The sequence below is a fragment of the Paenibacillus sp. P4_A9 genome, from assembly GCF_056402415.1.
Genome location: NZ_JBFUHL010000046.1, coordinates 26,399 through 42,651 on the forward strand (window position 1 = coordinate 26,399; position 16,253 = coordinate 42,651).

Here is a 16,253-nt window from a genome sequence, read left to right on the forward strand (position 1 = left end):
AATGGCAGAGCTGTTTTTTTCAGGATCGGTTATAATAGGAATAAACTTACTTTTACAAGAATAGGACAAGTTATTTTAGGGGTGGGATCGAAATGAAGCGAACGACGATTTTAATCGCAGATGATGAGGCGGAGATCGCTGATTTGGTTGCGTTGCATTTAGAAAAAGAAGGCTATCATCTTATTAAAGTATCGGATGGGAAAGAGGCTATTCAAGCCATTGAATCTCACGCTATTGATTTGGCGATTTTAGACATCATGATGCCTAAGATGGATGGGTACGAAGTAACCCGGCAAATACGAGAGCGCTATTCATTGCCGATTATTTTTTTGAGTGCGAAATCCTCTGACTTGGATAAAATAACGGGTTTGGTCATGGGTGCTGTGGATTATATGACCAAGCCTTTCAACCCTATGGAATTGGTTGCTCGGGTGAATGCGCAGCTGCGGCGCTCCATGCAATTGATCCAACCTACAGCAGTAAGCAGTCCTGTGTTGGAAGCTGGCGGCGTGACCATTGATGCTGATCAAAGGTCAGTTCTTCTATATGGTGAGAAAGTTGAACTTACCCCGAAAGAATTTGATATTCTACATCTTTTAGCGAGTCACCCGAAGAAAGTGTTTAGTGCGGAGCATATTTTTGGGCACGTGTGGGGAGAAGCTTATTATGAAAGTGGGAACACGGTCATGGTGCACATTCGTACGCTGCGCAAAAAACTTGGTGAAGATACCAACAAACATAAACTAATCAAAACCGTATGGGGTGTGGGATATACATTCAATGGCTAATCTATTACGCAGCTTTCGATCCAAAATGATCGGTTTATTAGGACTCAGCATGCTGTTGTCCGGTACTTTTACCTTTATTCTGTATAGAGTGCTGAAGCTTTATTACGCTGGCGTTCGAAGGGAAGATCCTGTAGCTAGATTGCGTCACTTTATTAACACGATTGGTGATTTAAACTTTTTCTTGATCGTGTTTATCCCACTTTCCATTTTGTGTTTCTTTTTCCTAACTAAGCGCTATGCCACTTATTTTAATGAGATATCGATGGGGATTCATCGACTTGCTGGCGGTGACTTTCATAGTCGTATTCACATTGCTTCGGATGACGAGTTCAAGGATATTGCGGATGATATCAATATGGCAAGTGAGAAACTGCAGCAAGCGGTAAAACGTGGGGATTTTGCAGAAAGCAGTAAGGATCAGCTCGTTTTGAACTTAGCACACGATTTGCGCACGCCGCTTACCTCTGTGATTGGTTATTTAGATTTAATTCTTCAGGATGATCAGTTATCGCGGGAGCAAATGATCCATTATACAACGATTGCTTTTAACAAATCGCAACGCTTAGAGAAGCTCATTGATGAGCTATTTGAAATTACACGAATGAAATCTGGCATGTTGACCATTGAAAAGAAGCAAATTGATTTAAGTGAGCTGCTCATTCAACTAAATGAGGAATTGTACCCCGTTTTTGAAAAAAGTAACTTGATTACTAGATTACAGGTTGCTCCGCAATTGGAAATTTCGGCTGACGGGGAGCTGTTAGCGCGTGTATTTGAAAATCTATTGACGAATGCCAATCGATATGGGAAAGATGGTCAGTTTGTTGATATTATCGGACATCGAGATGGGGAAGAAGCGGTTGTTCAAGTCATTAACTATGGCAATTGTATACCTCCGGATGAACTTCCTCATCTCTTTGAAATGTTTTATACAGGTGATCAAGCCCGAACGTATCAGGACGGGAGTACGGGACTCGGCCTATTCATCGCGAAGAATATTGTGGAGCAGCATAAGGGGACCATTACGGTCCAAAGTAATGTGATTCGCACGCTTTTTGAAGTGAGATTACCCCTGGATTGATGAAGTTTAAGAAAAATTTTATATTTGTCCCACTTCTAATTTAAACAGTTTTCTTTATTCTAAACGCATGCAAGGTTTAGGAGGGAAATTGAAGATGAAGAAGTGGGTTTTTTGGATTGTCATAGTAGTACTGCTAAGCTATGAAGCGATACAGCAACATTCAGCGCCAGATAATAGAGATGACCGATCGCGTGTAGATGACAGTTATGTAGTGACTTCCCCTGGAAAGGAACTTGCGATAAAAGTGACCAAAGATCAGATTTACAAAGGAAATCTTGTGTTAATTAATCAGGAGTATCCGGTTCATCAAGCGGGCATGCAGACGGATGTGCTTAATCTTACTCAACATAAAGAGCTTATCCAAGGATTTGGATTGTTAGATAACACCATTCGGTTATCACAAAGTGTGGTTCAATCATTTGCGACCATGGTCAGTGCAGCTGAGCAAGATGGGGTTCGTCATTTTATGATTAACAGTGGCTATCGAGACAACAAAGAACAGAGTCAATTGTATAAAGAAATGGGCGCTAATTATGCTTTGCCAGCAGGACATAGTGAGCATAACTTAGGCTTGGCGCTTGATATTGGCTCTACGCAAGGTGATATGAATCACACACCTGAAGGGGATTGGTTGGAGAGAAATGCCGCGGCATACGGGTTTATATTACGTTATCCCAAGGACAAAACGGCCATCACGGGCATCCAATATGAACCCTGGCATTTTCGCTATGTTGGTATACCTCACAGTGTGATTATGCAGCAGAAGAATTTATCGTTGGAACAATATTTAGAATATTTGAAAGAACAGAAGAACATCTCAACGCAGATTAAAGGGAAGATTTACGAGATTTCGTATTATACAATTTCCCAGAATACGACCATTCATGTGCCTAGCGATCGTTCCTATCACCTATCAGGTAATAATATGGATGGCATTATAGTAACTGTGCTTCCATGAAGTGCAAACAAGAATTCGAGGAGAGTGAGCTTACGATATGAAACAAATGAAAGTATGGAATGAGATGATGCTGTCGGCTTTATTCGCCTTTTATATATACGTTGTGTTCAAAATCATTCTATTTAAGTTCAGTTCTATTGACCTACCTTCAATATGGCATCAGCTTCAACGAAATGTAGAGAATCCTGTTCATATCACAAATCGGCTGGGATTTGCCAATTTCAAGCCTTTCGTATCCATATCTAACAATATTCAAAGCCTATCCCATCATGATATCGTTAATTTGTTTGGGAATATCGCAGTATTCATGCCGTATGGCATTTTCTTAGTGCTGATGTCGAGACAGAAGCGAATGACAGTTTTCGGTGTGCTCACGCGCTCGTTGGGTTTAAGCTTAAGTTTGGAAGGTTTACAAGTTGTTCTTAGCATGGGTAGCTTTGATGTGGATGATCTCATTTTAAATGGTTTTGGGGGCATACTTGGGTATTGTGTGTATAGACTCTCCATTAAGATCGGAGCTAGGATGCTAAGTATGATCGAGTCTCCATACATGAAATTTTCAGATGAGGGAAAAATATCCTAAGGTGATGAAATGCGAGGAAAATGGGAATGGAGTTTACTTCTGTCCGGTGTCATAGTGCTTGCATCCAGTCAGTTAGTTAGCGCACAACCGATCGAAGAAACAAAGTCGATGGATGCAATCGAATGGATTGCTTTTTGGGATTTTCCGCAAACGCGTGAAGGACAATTGGAGCGCTTGTTGACGACTGAGTTGCAAAGAAGAATACTTCTTGCACTCCAGGATCATAAGTTTTTATATCCAGGCAAGGAACACTTATATCGTTTGGACCCGTTTCATGTCAAAAGTATGCGAGAAATCGAAGCTGGTTTTGTTGAATTAGATGTGATAGTGAGAGTTCACCAAATAATAAACAATGAGATGGTGAAAAAGGCGGATAGCTTCCAAGTAACCTTCCGTCACCATTATGATAAAGGATTCTATGTGACGTCATGTAAAAGGGTATAGAAGTGGCTGTCATTTCGGTAGAACCATCTACTGATGACAGTCTTTTTGTATTGTTTCTAGCTTGCCTAACATCACAGCAGCGATTAAATTTCAAACTTAGTTAAAGGGAGAATTTAGTCAATGGTCGAATATATTAGTATTAGCCATATCGTACATGAGGGTGGAATTCTGAGTGATTGTAAAAACCAAACTTTATGTCCCCCATGTGAGCAAATCTTTGGTATCACGTCCGAGGTTGATCCACAAGCTGAATGAGGGTCTGGAGACCAAGCTGACGCTTGTTTCCGCACAGGCGGGTTATGGGAAGACAACAGCGTTAAGCGAGTGGGTGAAACAGTGCGGCGTACTAGCTGCGTGGGTCTCGTTGGATCGGCAGGATAATGATTGGATTTCTTTTTGGAGTTGCGTAAATGCGTCCATTCAGGAGAAAATCTCAAGCTTTGGCCAAACAATTGGGCCACTTCTTGATGCAGGTTCTTTGGTGTCTGCAGAGCATATGATTAAGGGGATTTTGAATGAGCTGAATGCTGTAACAGCCGAACTGGTTATCATTCTAGACGACTTTCATATCATTGAACTTCCCGATATTCATCATGCCTTAAGCTATCTGCTGGAACGATTACCTCGCCATATTCATCTGTATATCGCGAGTCGTACGGATCTGACTATACCTACTGCTAGACTTCTGGCGAAGAGGGAAATGCACCGAATTCTGGAGAAGGATTTGCGTTTTCAACTGGATGAGGGCGTCGTTTTTTTTCGGGATAAAACCGATTTAGTACTCACCACCGCGCAAGTGACGGAACTGTTTCAGCAGACAGAGGGATGGATTAGCGGTCTGCAGCTTGCGGCGATCTCTCTGAAGGGCAGCAAGCATATAGCGGAATCTATTCATCAATTTAGAGGCAGGCAGAATCAAATATTCGACTATTTACTCGAAGAAGTACTCATTCATCAATCAGCGTCCATGCGTGCTTTTTTATTGGAAACGTCCATACTAAGCCGAATGAATCGTTCGCTGTGCCAGGCTGTAACGGGTCAACCGAACTCTCAAGAGCAATTAGTGAGACTAGAGCAGCTGAATTTGTTCATCATTCCTCTCGATGAGGAGCGTAATTGGTATCGCTATCATCATTTGCTTTCCGATTTCTTGCGGCATCTGTGGTCGAGTACGGATCCGGATCAATTGATACAATCGCATATCCGTGCGGCCAATTGGCTGGAAAGTCATGGATTTTATGAAGAAGCGGTGGAGCACTATTTAGAAGGAAAACAGTTCGCTGATGCCATTAGATTAATCGAGAAAAATCCGCCTGCTTTGATGCAATCGAAGAGTGATGCGTTGATGAGGTGGGTATCCGTATTACCGGAAGCCTCCTTTGTGGAGACGCCAATGCTCGAGATGTTTTATATATCCGTTATGTTGCTTGGTGGACAATGGGCAACTGCTTTTCAGCAAATGTGGCAAACCAAAGTCCGGTTTGAAGCGCTTCAAGGGAAAATACCTGAGGAAGATTGGAACAAGGTTATGGGCAATATCTATTTTTATTGCGGGGTCGCCTCTTATGTACAAAATGATTTGGTGCAATCATCAGATTACTTGGAGCTTGCAGAACGATATATGCCAGAGGGAAGTTTCTTTCAAATGATGGGGCAGAACCGATATCAAGGCTATAGTTCCAATTATGACCAATTAACATTAATCCAGGATCTGAATGCGGTGGAAGAATACCTATTGAAATGGATTAAAGCATGGGAGCATAAGAAGCATTATCCTTTTATCGGTTATATGTACTTGATGTATATCAATTTGATGTACGAGTGGAATCGGTTGGAGGAAGCAATGTTGTACATCGCTCAGTCATGGGGACGCCAAGAAATCCAGCCCTTTGCACGGCTTATGGTACAAATCGGCATCGCTGCATCGCGGATTCAGCAAGCCGAAGGAAATGCAAAGCAAGCATCGGAATTGCTAGTACAGGTAAAGTCCAAAATAGATTCGCCCGATTATGATTTGTTTATCGCTAAGGTCGAAGCGGAACAAGCTTATCTGTCTCTGCGGCAGGGGGCGCTCCAAGATGCGCTTGATTGGTTGAACGGGTGCGGTTTGGCACATACGGATGAAGATGAAGTAGTAATGAGTGATTTGGCAGAGTATCTGGTGCTCTCCAGAGTGCTTGCGGCGGGCGAACGAATGGAAGAAGCGCTGTATCTATTGGAACGGTTGTATCTCTTAGTTGACAGGGAAGAACGTCTCCGTGAGAGAGTCAGGGTATTAATCGTGCAAAGTGCAACGCTTTGGCTTTCGGGTCAAACAGAGACTGCGCTCGTAAAGTTAGAAATTGCTTTACAACTGGCTGAACCACAGGGGTATATTCGCAGCTTTGTTGACGAAGGCCCTGTGATGGTGGAGATGCTTGAAGTTAGTTTAAATGTGCGGCAAGACAGCCTACATTCGCCGGTTTCCGCGGAGTACATCAAGCAGCTTTTACGTGCTTTGAATGTTACTCCGGAAGATGAACTGTCACACAAAAAAAACCTGACAGGACAGGAAACAAGGGTATTACGGTTGATCGCCGATGGATTGTCAAATAGGGAAATCGCTTTTCTCCTGAATGTCAAAGGTGAAACGGTAAAGTCTCATATTAAAAATGTATACAGCAAGCTTGGCGTAAGGAATCGTGTTCAAGCGGTTCAACGTGCGAAACAGTTACAGACGCACGATTGAGTGATAGTCCAAAAATTTTTCTTGGCGTCTCCCCCTTTTGGGGGAGGCGTTTTTGTTTTGTATAGATATAAACGAGTCACAACATAAAATTAATCTATTTATGGGGGAATGGTGGGTTCAAAACGGAACGAATGGCTGATCCCGCCTTGAATATGGTACTATAATGTGAGAAATCACAAAATTCGCAATGAAATGTCKGGGCGGTTCATGCATGGAATCAGAGCAACAAAGAGCTAAGGAACTATTTACCTATTATCTCGGCAGCACTTTTCAGATGTATCGAGAAGGTGCACACGATGAATATAAGACTTTTACGATTTCCAAAGAAACTGAAATGCAATGGGTACAAGAAATGATTGATCACTACTCGGCTGAACTTTCCATTCGAGATGCGGAAGTTCTAAACAGTTTGGAATCGATTGCTCGAGATTTTAAGGAAGTACGCGTTCTAAAGAATGTCGTAAGTTTTGCTTCCAGGCATATTAAGAGTGCTGATAGCATCGTCAAACTCCTATTTGCGGAATCAATCATCCGTATGCTTACTTCCGTGAAGGGTGACATTACGAGAGATGCGTTGTACGAAACCCTGCAAGCGACGAAGCTAATCATCGATGATATCATGTTAAATCAATTGGTTTTGGATCCTGGACATGATTTAAAGTCCTACAAATTGAAGGATAAAAAATCACTCAATCTCAGAGCCAATAAGAGCATCGAGGCGTTGAAAAGCTTTTTGACATAGCATGAAAATATATAATCACGGAGGCCGTACTATGAGTCAACGCTACCGCATTACGAGAGCATTTCAACAAATTGAACCTGCCGCACAAACCATTTCATTGGAAGCGTGCAAACAATATTTCGCAACACAACCTGATTTCACTTATACGTCTGTATTTACAGTGACTGGTGCGACTACGATGTCCATCGAAGGGGATTTTTTCATGTGGAGCTATGGCGATAGTAAAATTCCATTCCGGCATTATCAAGGGGATCTTTACGTATCTGGTACAAATGAAGTCGTCATTCCCAAAATGCTAGAGGTTGCAAGTGCATTGGGAGCCGACGTAACAGAAGGGTAATTTCGGAAGGTTTACACATATTTTCAACATACTCTCCTCATACATTTCCGTTATAGTAGTAGTTGACTAAGCTTATGGAGGTATATCTTTGAATACGAATACATTCATTCACATATTGAAAAACGAACTCGTCGTCGCTCTCGGTTGCACTGAGCCTGTTGCTATAGCCTTAGCTGCTGCGAAAGCACGAAGCTATGTAGATGGTCCTATTGAGAAAATAACCGTTCATGCCAGCGCTGGTATCATCAAGAACGCACTTGCCGTTGGGATTCCAGGTACGAACCTGACAGGGATCGATTTTGTTGCTGCATTAGGTGCTATTGGTGGAAATGCGGAGAAACAATTGGAAGTGCTTGCAGATATTCAACCTAACGATGTTACTGCGGCACAGGATATGGTTGAGCGTGGCATTTCTGTGGTCCATCTAGCTGATACGTCAAGGAAGTTATATATTGAGGTCGTTGTTACAACAGAGCAAAATTATGCGAAAGTTGTCATTACGGATAATCACACGAATATCACGCTTGTTGAAGTTGATGGTAAGGTTGTTGAATCAGGAGGCTGCGCGAACGCGAGCTTCAAGAGTTCCAAAGAGGAACGCGGCGAGCTAACGATCGATGGCATCGTGGAATTCGTGAATACTGTCGATCTTGTTGAACTAGAGTTGGTCAAACAAAGCATTGTATTGAACCGTAAAGCTGGATTAGACGGATTAACGAATGCGTATGGTCTCGAAGTAGGAAAGACGATTAAAGAGAATGTACAAAAAGGCATTTTGTCAGATGACTTAATCTCTCATGCCATGGCGCTTGCCGCGGCTGGGTCGGATGCACGCATGGCTGGTTCCAGTATGCCCGTTATGGCAAATTCGGGTAGTGGTAACCAAGGCATCGCCGCGACAAACCCTGTTATTGCAGCAGCAGAGAAACTGGGCGCTACGGAGGAACAACTCATTCGGGCCGTGGCATTAAGCCACTTAGTCACGATTCATATCAAGTCCAAATTTGGGCGATTGTCTGCCTTATGTGGCGTTACGGTATCTGGCACTGGTGCAAGCTGCGGCATCACCTATCTGCTAGGTGGAGGGAACACGGAGATTAAAGCCGCCATCCAAAACATGCTCGGCAATGTAACGGGAATGATGTGTGACGGTGCAAAGGGTGGCTGTGCCATGAAAGTCGCAACGTGTACGAGTGCAGCGGTACAATCAGCGCTTCTTGCTTCGAAAGGGATGACCATATCCTCGACCAACGGTTTTATCGAAAATGACGCTGAAAAAACGATCGACAACTTCTGTCGGATCGGGAATGAAGCTACATCCGATATAGACAAGCTTATCCTCGAAATGATGATGAATAAAGATTTATAGATGAAGAAGGAAGGGCTGCCGCGAGGCAGTCCTTTTTCCTTTATTTATAGATAAAATGGAAACTTTTAGTGGGTAGCTCCGTCTAATTTAGTAGAAAATAACGTCTGGAGTGATCACATTGAAGAATGTTGGTTTAGGTCTATCAATCAAAAAAGTAACAATCCTGATGGTAATCATGCTCCTAGCAGTTCCTTTATTTGCTTATTCGGCAACTGTTCATTGGGTTGAACCTGAGCTAAAGCCTTATAAACAGAAGATTGTGCCGTATAAAGACGGCAGCTCTATCGCAGGACCAATCACGAGAGAAGAGTGGAATTCATTCTATTTCTATGTACTTAACCCAGAGCGTTACGATGAACCAATCGATATTGGAAACTGGGTAACGATGATCAAGATGGGCGTTCAGCTGCCAAAAGGCAAGGAAGACGAGTTGATCAAAGGGTATGTGTACAACCTTGTTCCGATGTATGCCCAACACATGAACCGCGAGACAGCCGTCGGCGGATTAATCAAGTTGCTGACAACAAGTCTTGTGTCAGGTAGCTGGAGTAACACGCAAGCGGATGCGAGTAAAGTTTTCACTGATTTTAAGGATATAAGTGATATGCAAAAAGGACTCATTCAAATTGCGTATCGGGATGGCCTCTTGGACAGCACAACGCAAACTAATTTTCGGCCGAAAGACAACCTGACGAACGCGGAAGCTATTTCGATTATGGAGAAAGTCATGATCAAATTCGAGCAGGAGGCAGCCAAGCTCAACCCACCCTCTGAAACGGCGTTTTCATCCGTTGTTACCCTTTTCGACAACACAGCCATATACAGCTCCACAGATGAATCTCTGGGCCCGATTGGTATGATTTCACCGCAGGATGTTCGGATCGTTTCGGCTCAAAAGGACTGGTTCACTTATGATAAAGTAACGGATCGAAGGTGGTTCCAGATTGAAACCTGGCTAGGAAATCAATGGATTCAACTGGAGCTTCAACAGGTCGGAAACCTAGTAAAGACTGACACATATTTGCTGCTTCAACAACCAGCTAGACTACAGGATAAACCTCATCCTGATTGGGCGCTTACCACTTCACTTTCGCCGCAGAAAGTTCATGTTATTGGGCATTTGATCAGTAAATTCACTGAAAGCTATCTGATCGAGACGTGGTTAGGACCTAAATGGATCACGAATCCAAAGGGTGCAGTCATGGAGAAATAATAAATTTTCAAAATTAATTGTTTACGTACCTCTGGATATTTGATAAAATAATCGCAATAATAAATGCGTTGAAGAGAAGAGTAAATAAATGAAATCTTTCACAGAGAGCTCCGTTAGCTGAAAAGGAGTAAAGAGAACTTTATTGAAAAAAGCCTCAGAGCAGTACATCGGAACCTATTCATTGGGGATGGTGTGACAGGAGCTCCTGTTACAGAGCTAAAGTATACGCTTGCCATTGGCTTGTCGTACTTGAAGAGGCTGATATGGCGACATATTGGCGAAACTGGGTGGTACCACGAGGATATTAATCTCGTCCCTGAGACATTAGTCTTGGGGGTGGGATTTTTTTGTTATGGCGTAAGTAACTTTGCGCACGTGCTGCAACATGGGCACACCTAATCAGTCAGTTTGAATTAACTAGTTAGATGCTTATCTTCAGTATCATTTAATTTGAAAGGATTTGAATATATAATGTCGGGTAAATTAAAAGTTGGTATCGTCGGAGGAACTGGCATGGTTGGCCAGAGATTTGTGGAGTTGTTGGATCAACATCCTTGGTTTGAAGTAACGGCTATTGCAGCAAGCAGCAGCTCAGCTGGTAAAACGTATGAAGAATCTGTTAAAAGCAGATGGAAATTGTCTACTCCGATTCCTGAAAATGTGAAACAAATCATCGTTCAAGATGCATCGAAAGTGGAGGAGGTTGCCACTGGGGTTGATTTTATTTTTTGTGCGGTTGATATGAAAAAGGATGAAATTAAAGCGTTGGAGGAAGCCTACGCCAAAACGGGCACGCCTGTTATTTCCAATAATTCGGCTCATCGCTGGACGCCTGACATTCCGATGGTTATCCCAGAAGTGAATCCTGGGCATATTGATATCATTGCTGCGCAAAGAAAACGCCTTGGTACCTCAACTGGATTTATTGCTGTGAAACCGAATTGTTCCATCCAAAGCTATGTGCCAGCCCTTCATGCCTTATTAGATTTCAAACCAACGAACGTGGTTGCTTCGACGTATCAAGCGATCTCCGGAGCTGGTAAAAACTTTACAGATTGGCCGGACATGTTGGATAATGTTATTCCTTACATCGGTGGGGAAGAAGAGAAAAGCGAACAGGAGCCGCTGCGCATTTGGGGAAGTATCGTAAATAATGAAATCATTAAAGCGAGTTCACCACTTATTACAACGCAATGTATCCGCGTTCCAGTAACGGACGGACATTTGGCTACTGTCTTTGCCTCTTTCGAGCATAAACCTTCGAAGGAAGAAATTCTATCTCGCTGGTTGAATTACAAAGGACGTCCGCAGGAACTCAATTTGCCAAGCGCGCCAAAACAATTCATCACTTATTTTGAAGAAGAGAATCGACCACAAACAAAGCTTGATCGCGAGATTGAGCGCGGTATGGGTGTTTCGGTAGGCCGTTTACGTGAGGATTCCATGTTTGATTATAAATTTGTAGGATTATCGCATAACACATTACGCGGAGCAGCAGGTGGTGCTGTTCTAATCGCCGAGTTGCTTAAAGCGGAAGGGTACATTCAAGCGAAGTAAGGAAAAAAACAGCGAGCATCCGAGATGCTTGCTGTTTTTATTTCACGCATGACTCGGATAACGTTCTTTCATAATYTCTACCGATTGACTTATTAATGCCTTTAACACCTCAACATCGATATCGGCGACTTTATTGATATAGACACAGGCTTTCGCAGCCTCATGTTTTCCAAAGCTCTTCAATAATTCTTCACGTCCCGTATCACCTGTTGCAAAGTATAAGCTGATTTTAGCTTTTCGCGGGGAAAAACCAGCTAGTGGTGCATCGCACTCATGACCGGACTCATATTTGTAATGATAAGCACCAAATCCTATAATGCTAGGACCCCACATCTTCGCTTCGTAACCTGTCGTTTCGGTGAAAATATCTAATAATCGATATGCGTCATCGCGTTTCTTAGGGCTTTCAACACTTTCGATGAACTCAAGGACGCTGCTATCCGTTTCTTTCATTTTGGCTTCGTACGCCATTAGAAAACACCCCTTATCGATTTTTCTATGTGATGGCTTGACCTTCTCATTTTAGCAAAGAAGTGTTTGAATTAGAAACCTTTATAAGGGAATGATCGTCTAATACATATCACAGGTTTGAGAATGAATGCGTGGAAGAAAGTAGGGGTTATTTCATGTGGAATAAGGCATATTGGTTTCAAACACTTCAATGTACAATTCTTGTTGGTGCCCTGTTAGCTGGTTGCGGTGAGCGAAATGCAGGGGATCCTAACGGAGGATCTATTCAGCAGCAAGAGACGCCTACAAAGAAGAAGTCCGTTTCAAAAGAGGACTTACAAAAATATGCGAATCAGCTAGCCACTTTGAATGCAGTCTATGAAAAACATCAAGTCAAACCTCAGTCCTCCTATAGTAATGACCAAGAAGCTTTTCTGGAGGTGCGCCGCGTAGGCGAACATGCCAAATCGCTGTCGGACGCAGAGAAAGACAAACTCAAACAAGCCATCTATGAGGCGATTGGCGCCCAGTTTCCGCTAAACATATCGGTCTATACGATTGATGAGCAATCCGGCATGAGTGGTAAAATCACAGCGATTAATGATAAGGGAAGTTTTTTAGTCGTTTCTAGCGATAAATTCATTGATCAAGAAAAGAAAATGCCAAGTGCTGCGTGGTATAGCATGTCTGACGATGCACGCATTGAATTTGAAGGGAAGAAGCTACACCCGAGTGAGGTTCAGATTGGATCATCCGTCAAAGTATGGGGTGAGGGAATAATGTTATCGAGTTACCCTGGGCAAACCGCGGGGCTTCGCCTCGAAATCATCGCACTGGACAAAGGAATTGGTGATGCACGCGGAAAGGTCACAGGATTAGTCACAACAGGCGAGGGCGTGAACGTGGAACGCATCCTTGAAGTCGATGGTGTGAAACATAGACTACTACCGTTTACTCAAGTATGGAGGGGAAGCGAACATGCGCAATTCTCCGACATCACAGTCGGAAAACAGATAAAAGTTTGGTTTGCAGGGTATGAGTTCGGCGTGGAGAAATTCGTGACGAAGGTCGTCATTGAGGGATAAATACTTAGGTAAACGAAGTGGAACTCATAATAGGCGGAAGGAAGTGTTCAATGAGCCAAGTTAATGAGATGAATATAAATGTAAAACTCGTTCAAGCGTTGATTGCTTCACAATTCCCGCAATGGGCACACCTTCCTATCCGGCGGGTTGACTCCGCAGGAACAGATAATGCGATTTTTCGCCTTGGGGAAGAGATGGCGGTACGATTACCATGTGCCGATTGGGCAATCGGGCAAGTGGAGAAGGAGCAACGATGGCTGCCGAAGTTAGCAGCTCTTGTACCCTTGTCAATCCCACTTCCGCTCGCGATGGGGGTACCCGCTGAAGGTTACCCATGGAACTGGTCCGTGTATCGGTGGATTGAAGGCGAGAACGCAGTGATCGCACCGATCGCCGACCAGCGCCAAGCAGCAACTGTACTAGCCCAATTTATTAACGCCATCCAACGAATCGATTCCACGGATGGACCGGCGCACGGTTCTCATAATTCCGGCAGAGGTGAGCCTTTGGCTAAGCGAGATGCGTCAGTCCGTCAAGCCATATCAAACTTGACTAACATTATCGATACAGATGTAGCAACAACTGTGTGGGACGAGGCACTGCAGGCACCCATATGGCAGGGCAGGCGAGTTTGGCTCCACGGAGACCTTCATCCAGGGAATCTGTTAGTCGAGCAGGGGCGACTAAGTGCGGTGATAGACTTCGGTACGTTAGGCGTTGGTGATCCTGCCTGCGACAACATGGTCGCTTGGACGTTCCTCTCCACTGAAAGCCGAGCGTTATTCCGTAGATTGCTGACGGTCGACGAAGCCACTTGGACTCGTGGATGCGGATGGGCACTTTCCTTTGGATTGATTGCATACGCCTACTACATCGACAAGAACCCTGGGCTCGCCGCCATATCCCGACGCACGATCGATGAAGTTCTAAGTGACCACAAGAATGGGGTATAATTGGAATCAAATCAATTGTATTCAGCTTAGTAGTAGTTAACGATACATAGATAGGAGAAAACATCATGCTTTCGGCCATACTTCAAGGAATTCTTCTATCAGCAGGTCTCATCTTGCCGTTAGGTGTTCAGAATGTATTTGTATTTAATCAAGGTGTGACACAACCGAAATTTAGTCGGGCTCTGCCAGTCGTTATTACAGCATCACTTTGTGATACGGCACTCATTTCCTTAGCTATATTGGGTATATCTGTAATAATAGTTACGCTGCCAATGGTTAAAACCGTTCTATTTTTACTAGGTATATTGTTCCTCCTTTATATGGGGGTAGTGACATGGAAGAGTAAACCAACCGCAACGGATTCTGAAGAAAAAGCATTATCGCCGAAGAAGCAGATCGCCTTTGCAGCATCTGTTTCATTATTAAACCCCCATGCGATCTTGGATACAATCGGTGTCATTGGAACAAGCTCTATTCACTATGTAGGAAAAGAAAAGCTAGTATTTGCCATCGCGTGTATCGTGGTCTCATGGATATGGTTTTTGGCGCTTGCGTTAGTAGGCAGACAAGTTGGCAAATTAGACAAATCTAGAACTTTTATAAGATATTTGAATAAGGCTTCTGCGCTCATTATGTGGGGGACTTCGGTTTATTTAATGTCACAATTAATGTGAAGAACGCCAAAAAAGGACTCTCTCGAATCGAATTCCCCTAGTTCTCGCCAATAACTGGTAAAAATACATCTAATTTCGTCTATTTTGTTTGAAAAAGGAAAATAACTGGACTTTCTGAAGGTAATTTCAGCGCTTTCTCTGAGCAGGTTTCATTCAGCCAGTAGACGCAGACGCGTTTTGCTGGTTTTTTGCATTCAGATTTAAGGTAAAAGGAAGTGACAATTTCCGACTTTTCTCTTTCTAGCTTTTTATTTTACTGTGAGAAATTGACATCAATCGCTAGTGCATATATGATTTTATTGGGTAACATGATGGAACAGGGGTGTGAAGGTATCATGCAAAAGCAATTCAAAGTCGCTGCAGGCATCTCGATTGCAGGATATGTCGTCAGTCTCATTACGGCTGGATTTTTACCAGAGTCCATTAATTTATTAGTGCCAACTACGTTGTCGATCGGAAGTATTTACGTGCTTACTCGATCTTCCAGTGTCTTAAAAGGGACAACGATGCCAGTTCCTATAAGTGAGCCTAACGCGAATAAGCCTCAGGCTTCTAGTACCAATCCTCTTTCAAGGGAAATAGAACACAAAGCGGAAAATGATCCCTTCTGGGAGCCCATTTCTGAGTATATACATGTAATCGAAGAAACGATCATATCAGAGGGGCAGAAGAATACGTTAGATGATGAAATCGTCGAAAAGACACTTAGCTTACTTGCCAGKGTAGGTCGATTAATTCCGCAACTAAAAGAGCTAAACGATGCAAATATGAATCATAACATACAACGATTGATCTTCAAGGACCTAAATAGTGCGATTAACCCCTTTCTGAAGTTAGGCGGGGAAGCGAAACGATTAAATCGTCGACTTTTGCTTACCGGTATCAAAGATATAAACTCTAAACTTTCGGATTATGTAGAAACCATTGAACAAAAAGATTTGATTGAGTTACAAACACGCATGGATTTGATCCAACAGCGCTATCGTTCAACAGACTAAAGGAGGCATGGAACCATGACAACCCAATTGGTGCAATTAAAGTCGACAGATTTGCAGAAAGTTGAACAAGAAGCGAAACAACTGCTCGAGAAAGTCTCTTCGACGGATACAATGGAATTAGAAACCTTAATGGATTCAATCGGACGAATGGGCTCCAAAACCATGGAGCAGGCTGGACAATCCTTAGCTATGCTAGAACGTCCAGTAAATGAATTGATGTCTGGTAAACGCTCAGAGGTCCAAAACAACATTTTAAAGCTGCGCGGCGAAATTGATTCGTTGAGTAAGAG

16 protein-coding genes, 1 pseudogene and 1 other annotated feature are annotated in these 16,253 nt (G+C 43.2%); of the genes and pseudogenes, 16 read left to right on the top strand and 1 reads right to left on the bottom strand.

Annotated features, from left to right (window positions below):
• The first annotated feature begins 92 nt into the window (after positions 1–92).
• The 11 genes from AC1DVJ_RS23025 to asd all read left to right on the top strand — a co-directional run bounded on the left by AC1DVJ_RS23025 (position 93) and on the right by asd (position 11,803).
• Positions 93–788 (top strand): response regulator transcription factor, encoded by a 696-nt coding sequence (locus AC1DVJ_RS23025; protein WP_477593687.1) that lies wholly within the window; start codon positions 93–95, stop codon positions 786–788.
• Entirely contained in the window at positions 781–1,869 is a 1,089-nt protein-coding gene (locus AC1DVJ_RS23030) for a sensor histidine kinase (RefSeq protein ID WP_477593689.1), read from the top strand. The genes AC1DVJ_RS23025 and AC1DVJ_RS23030 overlap by 8 nt, the downstream gene beginning before the upstream one ends.
• Positions 1,870–1,963: 94 nt before the next feature.
• Positions 1,964–2,827 carry a M15 family metallopeptidase gene (locus AC1DVJ_RS23035; protein WP_477593691.1) on the top strand — a complete coding sequence of 288 codons (864 nt, stop codon included), beginning with the start codon at positions 1,964–1,966 and terminating at the stop codon, positions 2,825–2,827.
• Between the two features lie 37 nt (positions 2,828–2,864).
• The gene (locus AC1DVJ_RS23040) at positions 2,865–3,410 is read left to right on the top strand and encodes a VanZ family protein (protein ID WP_477593693.1); all 546 of its coding nucleotides are present in this window, start codon (positions 2,865–2,867) and stop codon (positions 3,408–3,410) included.
• 9 nt (positions 3,411–3,419) lie between these two features.
• Positions 3,420–3,854, top strand: coding sequence for a hypothetical protein (locus AC1DVJ_RS23045; protein WP_477593695.1), 435 nt, complete (start codon positions 3,420–3,422; stop codon positions 3,852–3,854).
• A gap of 205 nt (positions 3,855–4,059) precedes the next feature.
• Positions 4,060–6,582, top strand: a complete 2,523-nt coding sequence (locus AC1DVJ_RS23050; protein ID WP_477593697.1) for a winged helix-turn-helix domain-containing protein — start codon at positions 4,060–4,062, stop codon at positions 6,580–6,582.
• 211 nt (positions 6,583–6,793) lie between these two features.
• Positions 6,794–7,324: a hypothetical protein gene (locus AC1DVJ_RS23055; RefSeq protein WP_477593699.1), complete on the top strand. Its 531-nt coding sequence runs from the start codon at positions 6,794–6,796 to the stop codon at positions 7,322–7,324.
• A 31-nt stretch (positions 7,325–7,355) separates the two neighbouring features.
• Entirely contained in the window at positions 7,356–7,664 is a 309-nt protein-coding gene (locus AC1DVJ_RS23060; RefSeq protein WP_477593701.1) for a hypothetical protein, read from the top strand.
• An 88-nt stretch (positions 7,665–7,752) separates the two neighbouring features.
• Positions 7,753–9,033 carry an L-cysteine desulfidase family protein gene (locus AC1DVJ_RS23065; RefSeq protein ID WP_477593702.1) on the top strand — a complete coding sequence of 427 codons (1,281 nt, stop codon included), beginning with the start codon at positions 7,753–7,755 and terminating at the stop codon, positions 9,031–9,033.
• Between the two features lie 118 nt (positions 9,034–9,151).
• Complete coding sequence (locus AC1DVJ_RS23070) at positions 9,152–10,246, top strand: S-layer homology domain-containing protein (protein ID WP_477593703.1); 1,095 nt, start codon at positions 9,152–9,154, stop codon at positions 10,244–10,246.
• A gap of 59 nt (positions 10,247–10,305) precedes the next feature.
• Positions 10,306–10,567, top strand: a binding site (T-box leader).
• Between the two features lie 150 nt (positions 10,568–10,717).
• On the top strand, positions 10,718–11,803 hold the full coding sequence (asd, locus tag AC1DVJ_RS23075; protein WP_477593705.1) for an aspartate-semialdehyde dehydrogenase: 1,086 nt from the start codon (positions 10,718–10,720) through the stop codon (positions 11,801–11,803).
• A 42-nt stretch (positions 11,804–11,845) separates the two neighbouring features.
• On the opposite strand, the gene AC1DVJ_RS23080 is transcribed toward asd, so the two are convergent.
• Entirely contained in the window at positions 11,846–12,274 is a 429-nt protein-coding gene (locus AC1DVJ_RS23080) for a DUF1801 domain-containing protein (RefSeq protein WP_477593707.1), read from the bottom strand.
• A 155-nt stretch (positions 12,275–12,429) separates the two neighbouring features.
• On the opposite strand from AC1DVJ_RS23080, the gene AC1DVJ_RS23085 reads away from it, so the two are divergent.
• The 5 genes and pseudogenes from AC1DVJ_RS23085 to AC1DVJ_RS23105 all read left to right on the top strand — a co-directional run.
• Complete coding sequence (locus AC1DVJ_RS23085) at positions 12,430–13,338, top strand: DUF3221 domain-containing protein (RefSeq protein ID WP_477593709.1); 909 nt, start codon at positions 12,430–12,432, stop codon at positions 13,336–13,338.
• 50 nt (positions 13,339–13,388) lie between these two features.
• Entirely contained in the window at positions 13,389–14,291 is a 903-nt protein-coding gene (locus AC1DVJ_RS23090; protein WP_477593711.1) for an aminoglycoside phosphotransferase family protein, read from the top strand.
• A gap of 65 nt (positions 14,292–14,356) precedes the next feature.
• Positions 14,357–14,965, top strand: coding sequence for a LysE/ArgO family amino acid transporter (locus tag AC1DVJ_RS23095; protein ID WP_477593713.1), 609 nt, complete (start codon positions 14,357–14,359; stop codon positions 14,963–14,965).
• Positions 14,966–15,300: 335 nt separating this feature from the next.
• Complete coding sequence (locus AC1DVJ_RS23100; RefSeq protein WP_477593715.1) at positions 15,301–15,963, top strand: hypothetical protein; 663 nt, start codon at positions 15,301–15,303, stop codon at positions 15,961–15,963.
• Positions 15,964–15,978: 15 nt separating this feature from the next.
• Positions 15,979–16,253, top strand: a pseudogene (locus AC1DVJ_RS23105) (toxic anion resistance protein); the annotation flags it as partial.

Bases quoted from the DNA above. Each gene is read 5' to 3' on its own strand.
- AC1DVJ_RS23060 (WP_477593701.1), top strand. From the start codon at position 7,356: ATGAGTCAACGCTACCGCATTACGAGAGCATTTCAACAAATTGAACCT.
- AC1DVJ_RS23090 (WP_477593711.1), top strand. From the start codon at position 13,389: ATGAGCCAAGTTAATGAGATGAATATAAATGTAAAACTCGTTCAAGCG.
- AC1DVJ_RS23085 (WP_477593709.1), top strand. From the start codon at position 12,430: ATGTGGAATAAGGCATATTGGTTTCAAACACTTCAATGTACAATTCTT.
- AC1DVJ_RS23040 (WP_477593693.1), top strand. From the start codon at position 2,865: ATGAAACAAATGAAAGTATGGAATGAGATGATGCTGTCGGCTTTATTC.
- AC1DVJ_RS23025 (WP_477593687.1), top strand. From the start codon at position 93: ATGAAGCGAACGACGATTTTAATCGCAGATGATGAGGCGGAGATCGCT.
- AC1DVJ_RS23055 (WP_477593699.1), top strand. From the start codon at position 6,794: ATGGAATCAGAGCAACAAAGAGCTAAGGAACTATTTACCTATTATCTC.
- AC1DVJ_RS23030 (WP_477593689.1), top strand. From the start codon at position 781: ATGGCTAATCTATTACGCAGCTTTCGATCCAAAATGATCGGTTTATTA.
- AC1DVJ_RS23045 (WP_477593695.1), top strand. From the start codon at position 3,420: ATGCGAGGAAAATGGGAATGGAGTTTACTTCTGTCCGGTGTCATAGTG.
- asd (WP_477593705.1), top strand. From the start codon at position 10,718: ATGTCGGGTAAATTAAAAGTTGGTATCGTCGGAGGAACTGGCATGGTT.
- AC1DVJ_RS23035 (WP_477593691.1), top strand. From the start codon at position 1,964: ATGAAGAAGTGGGTTTTTTGGATTGTCATAGTAGTACTGCTAAGCTAT.
- AC1DVJ_RS23095 (WP_477593713.1), top strand. From the start codon at position 14,357: ATGCTTTCGGCCATACTTCAAGGAATTCTTCTATCAGCAGGTCTCATC.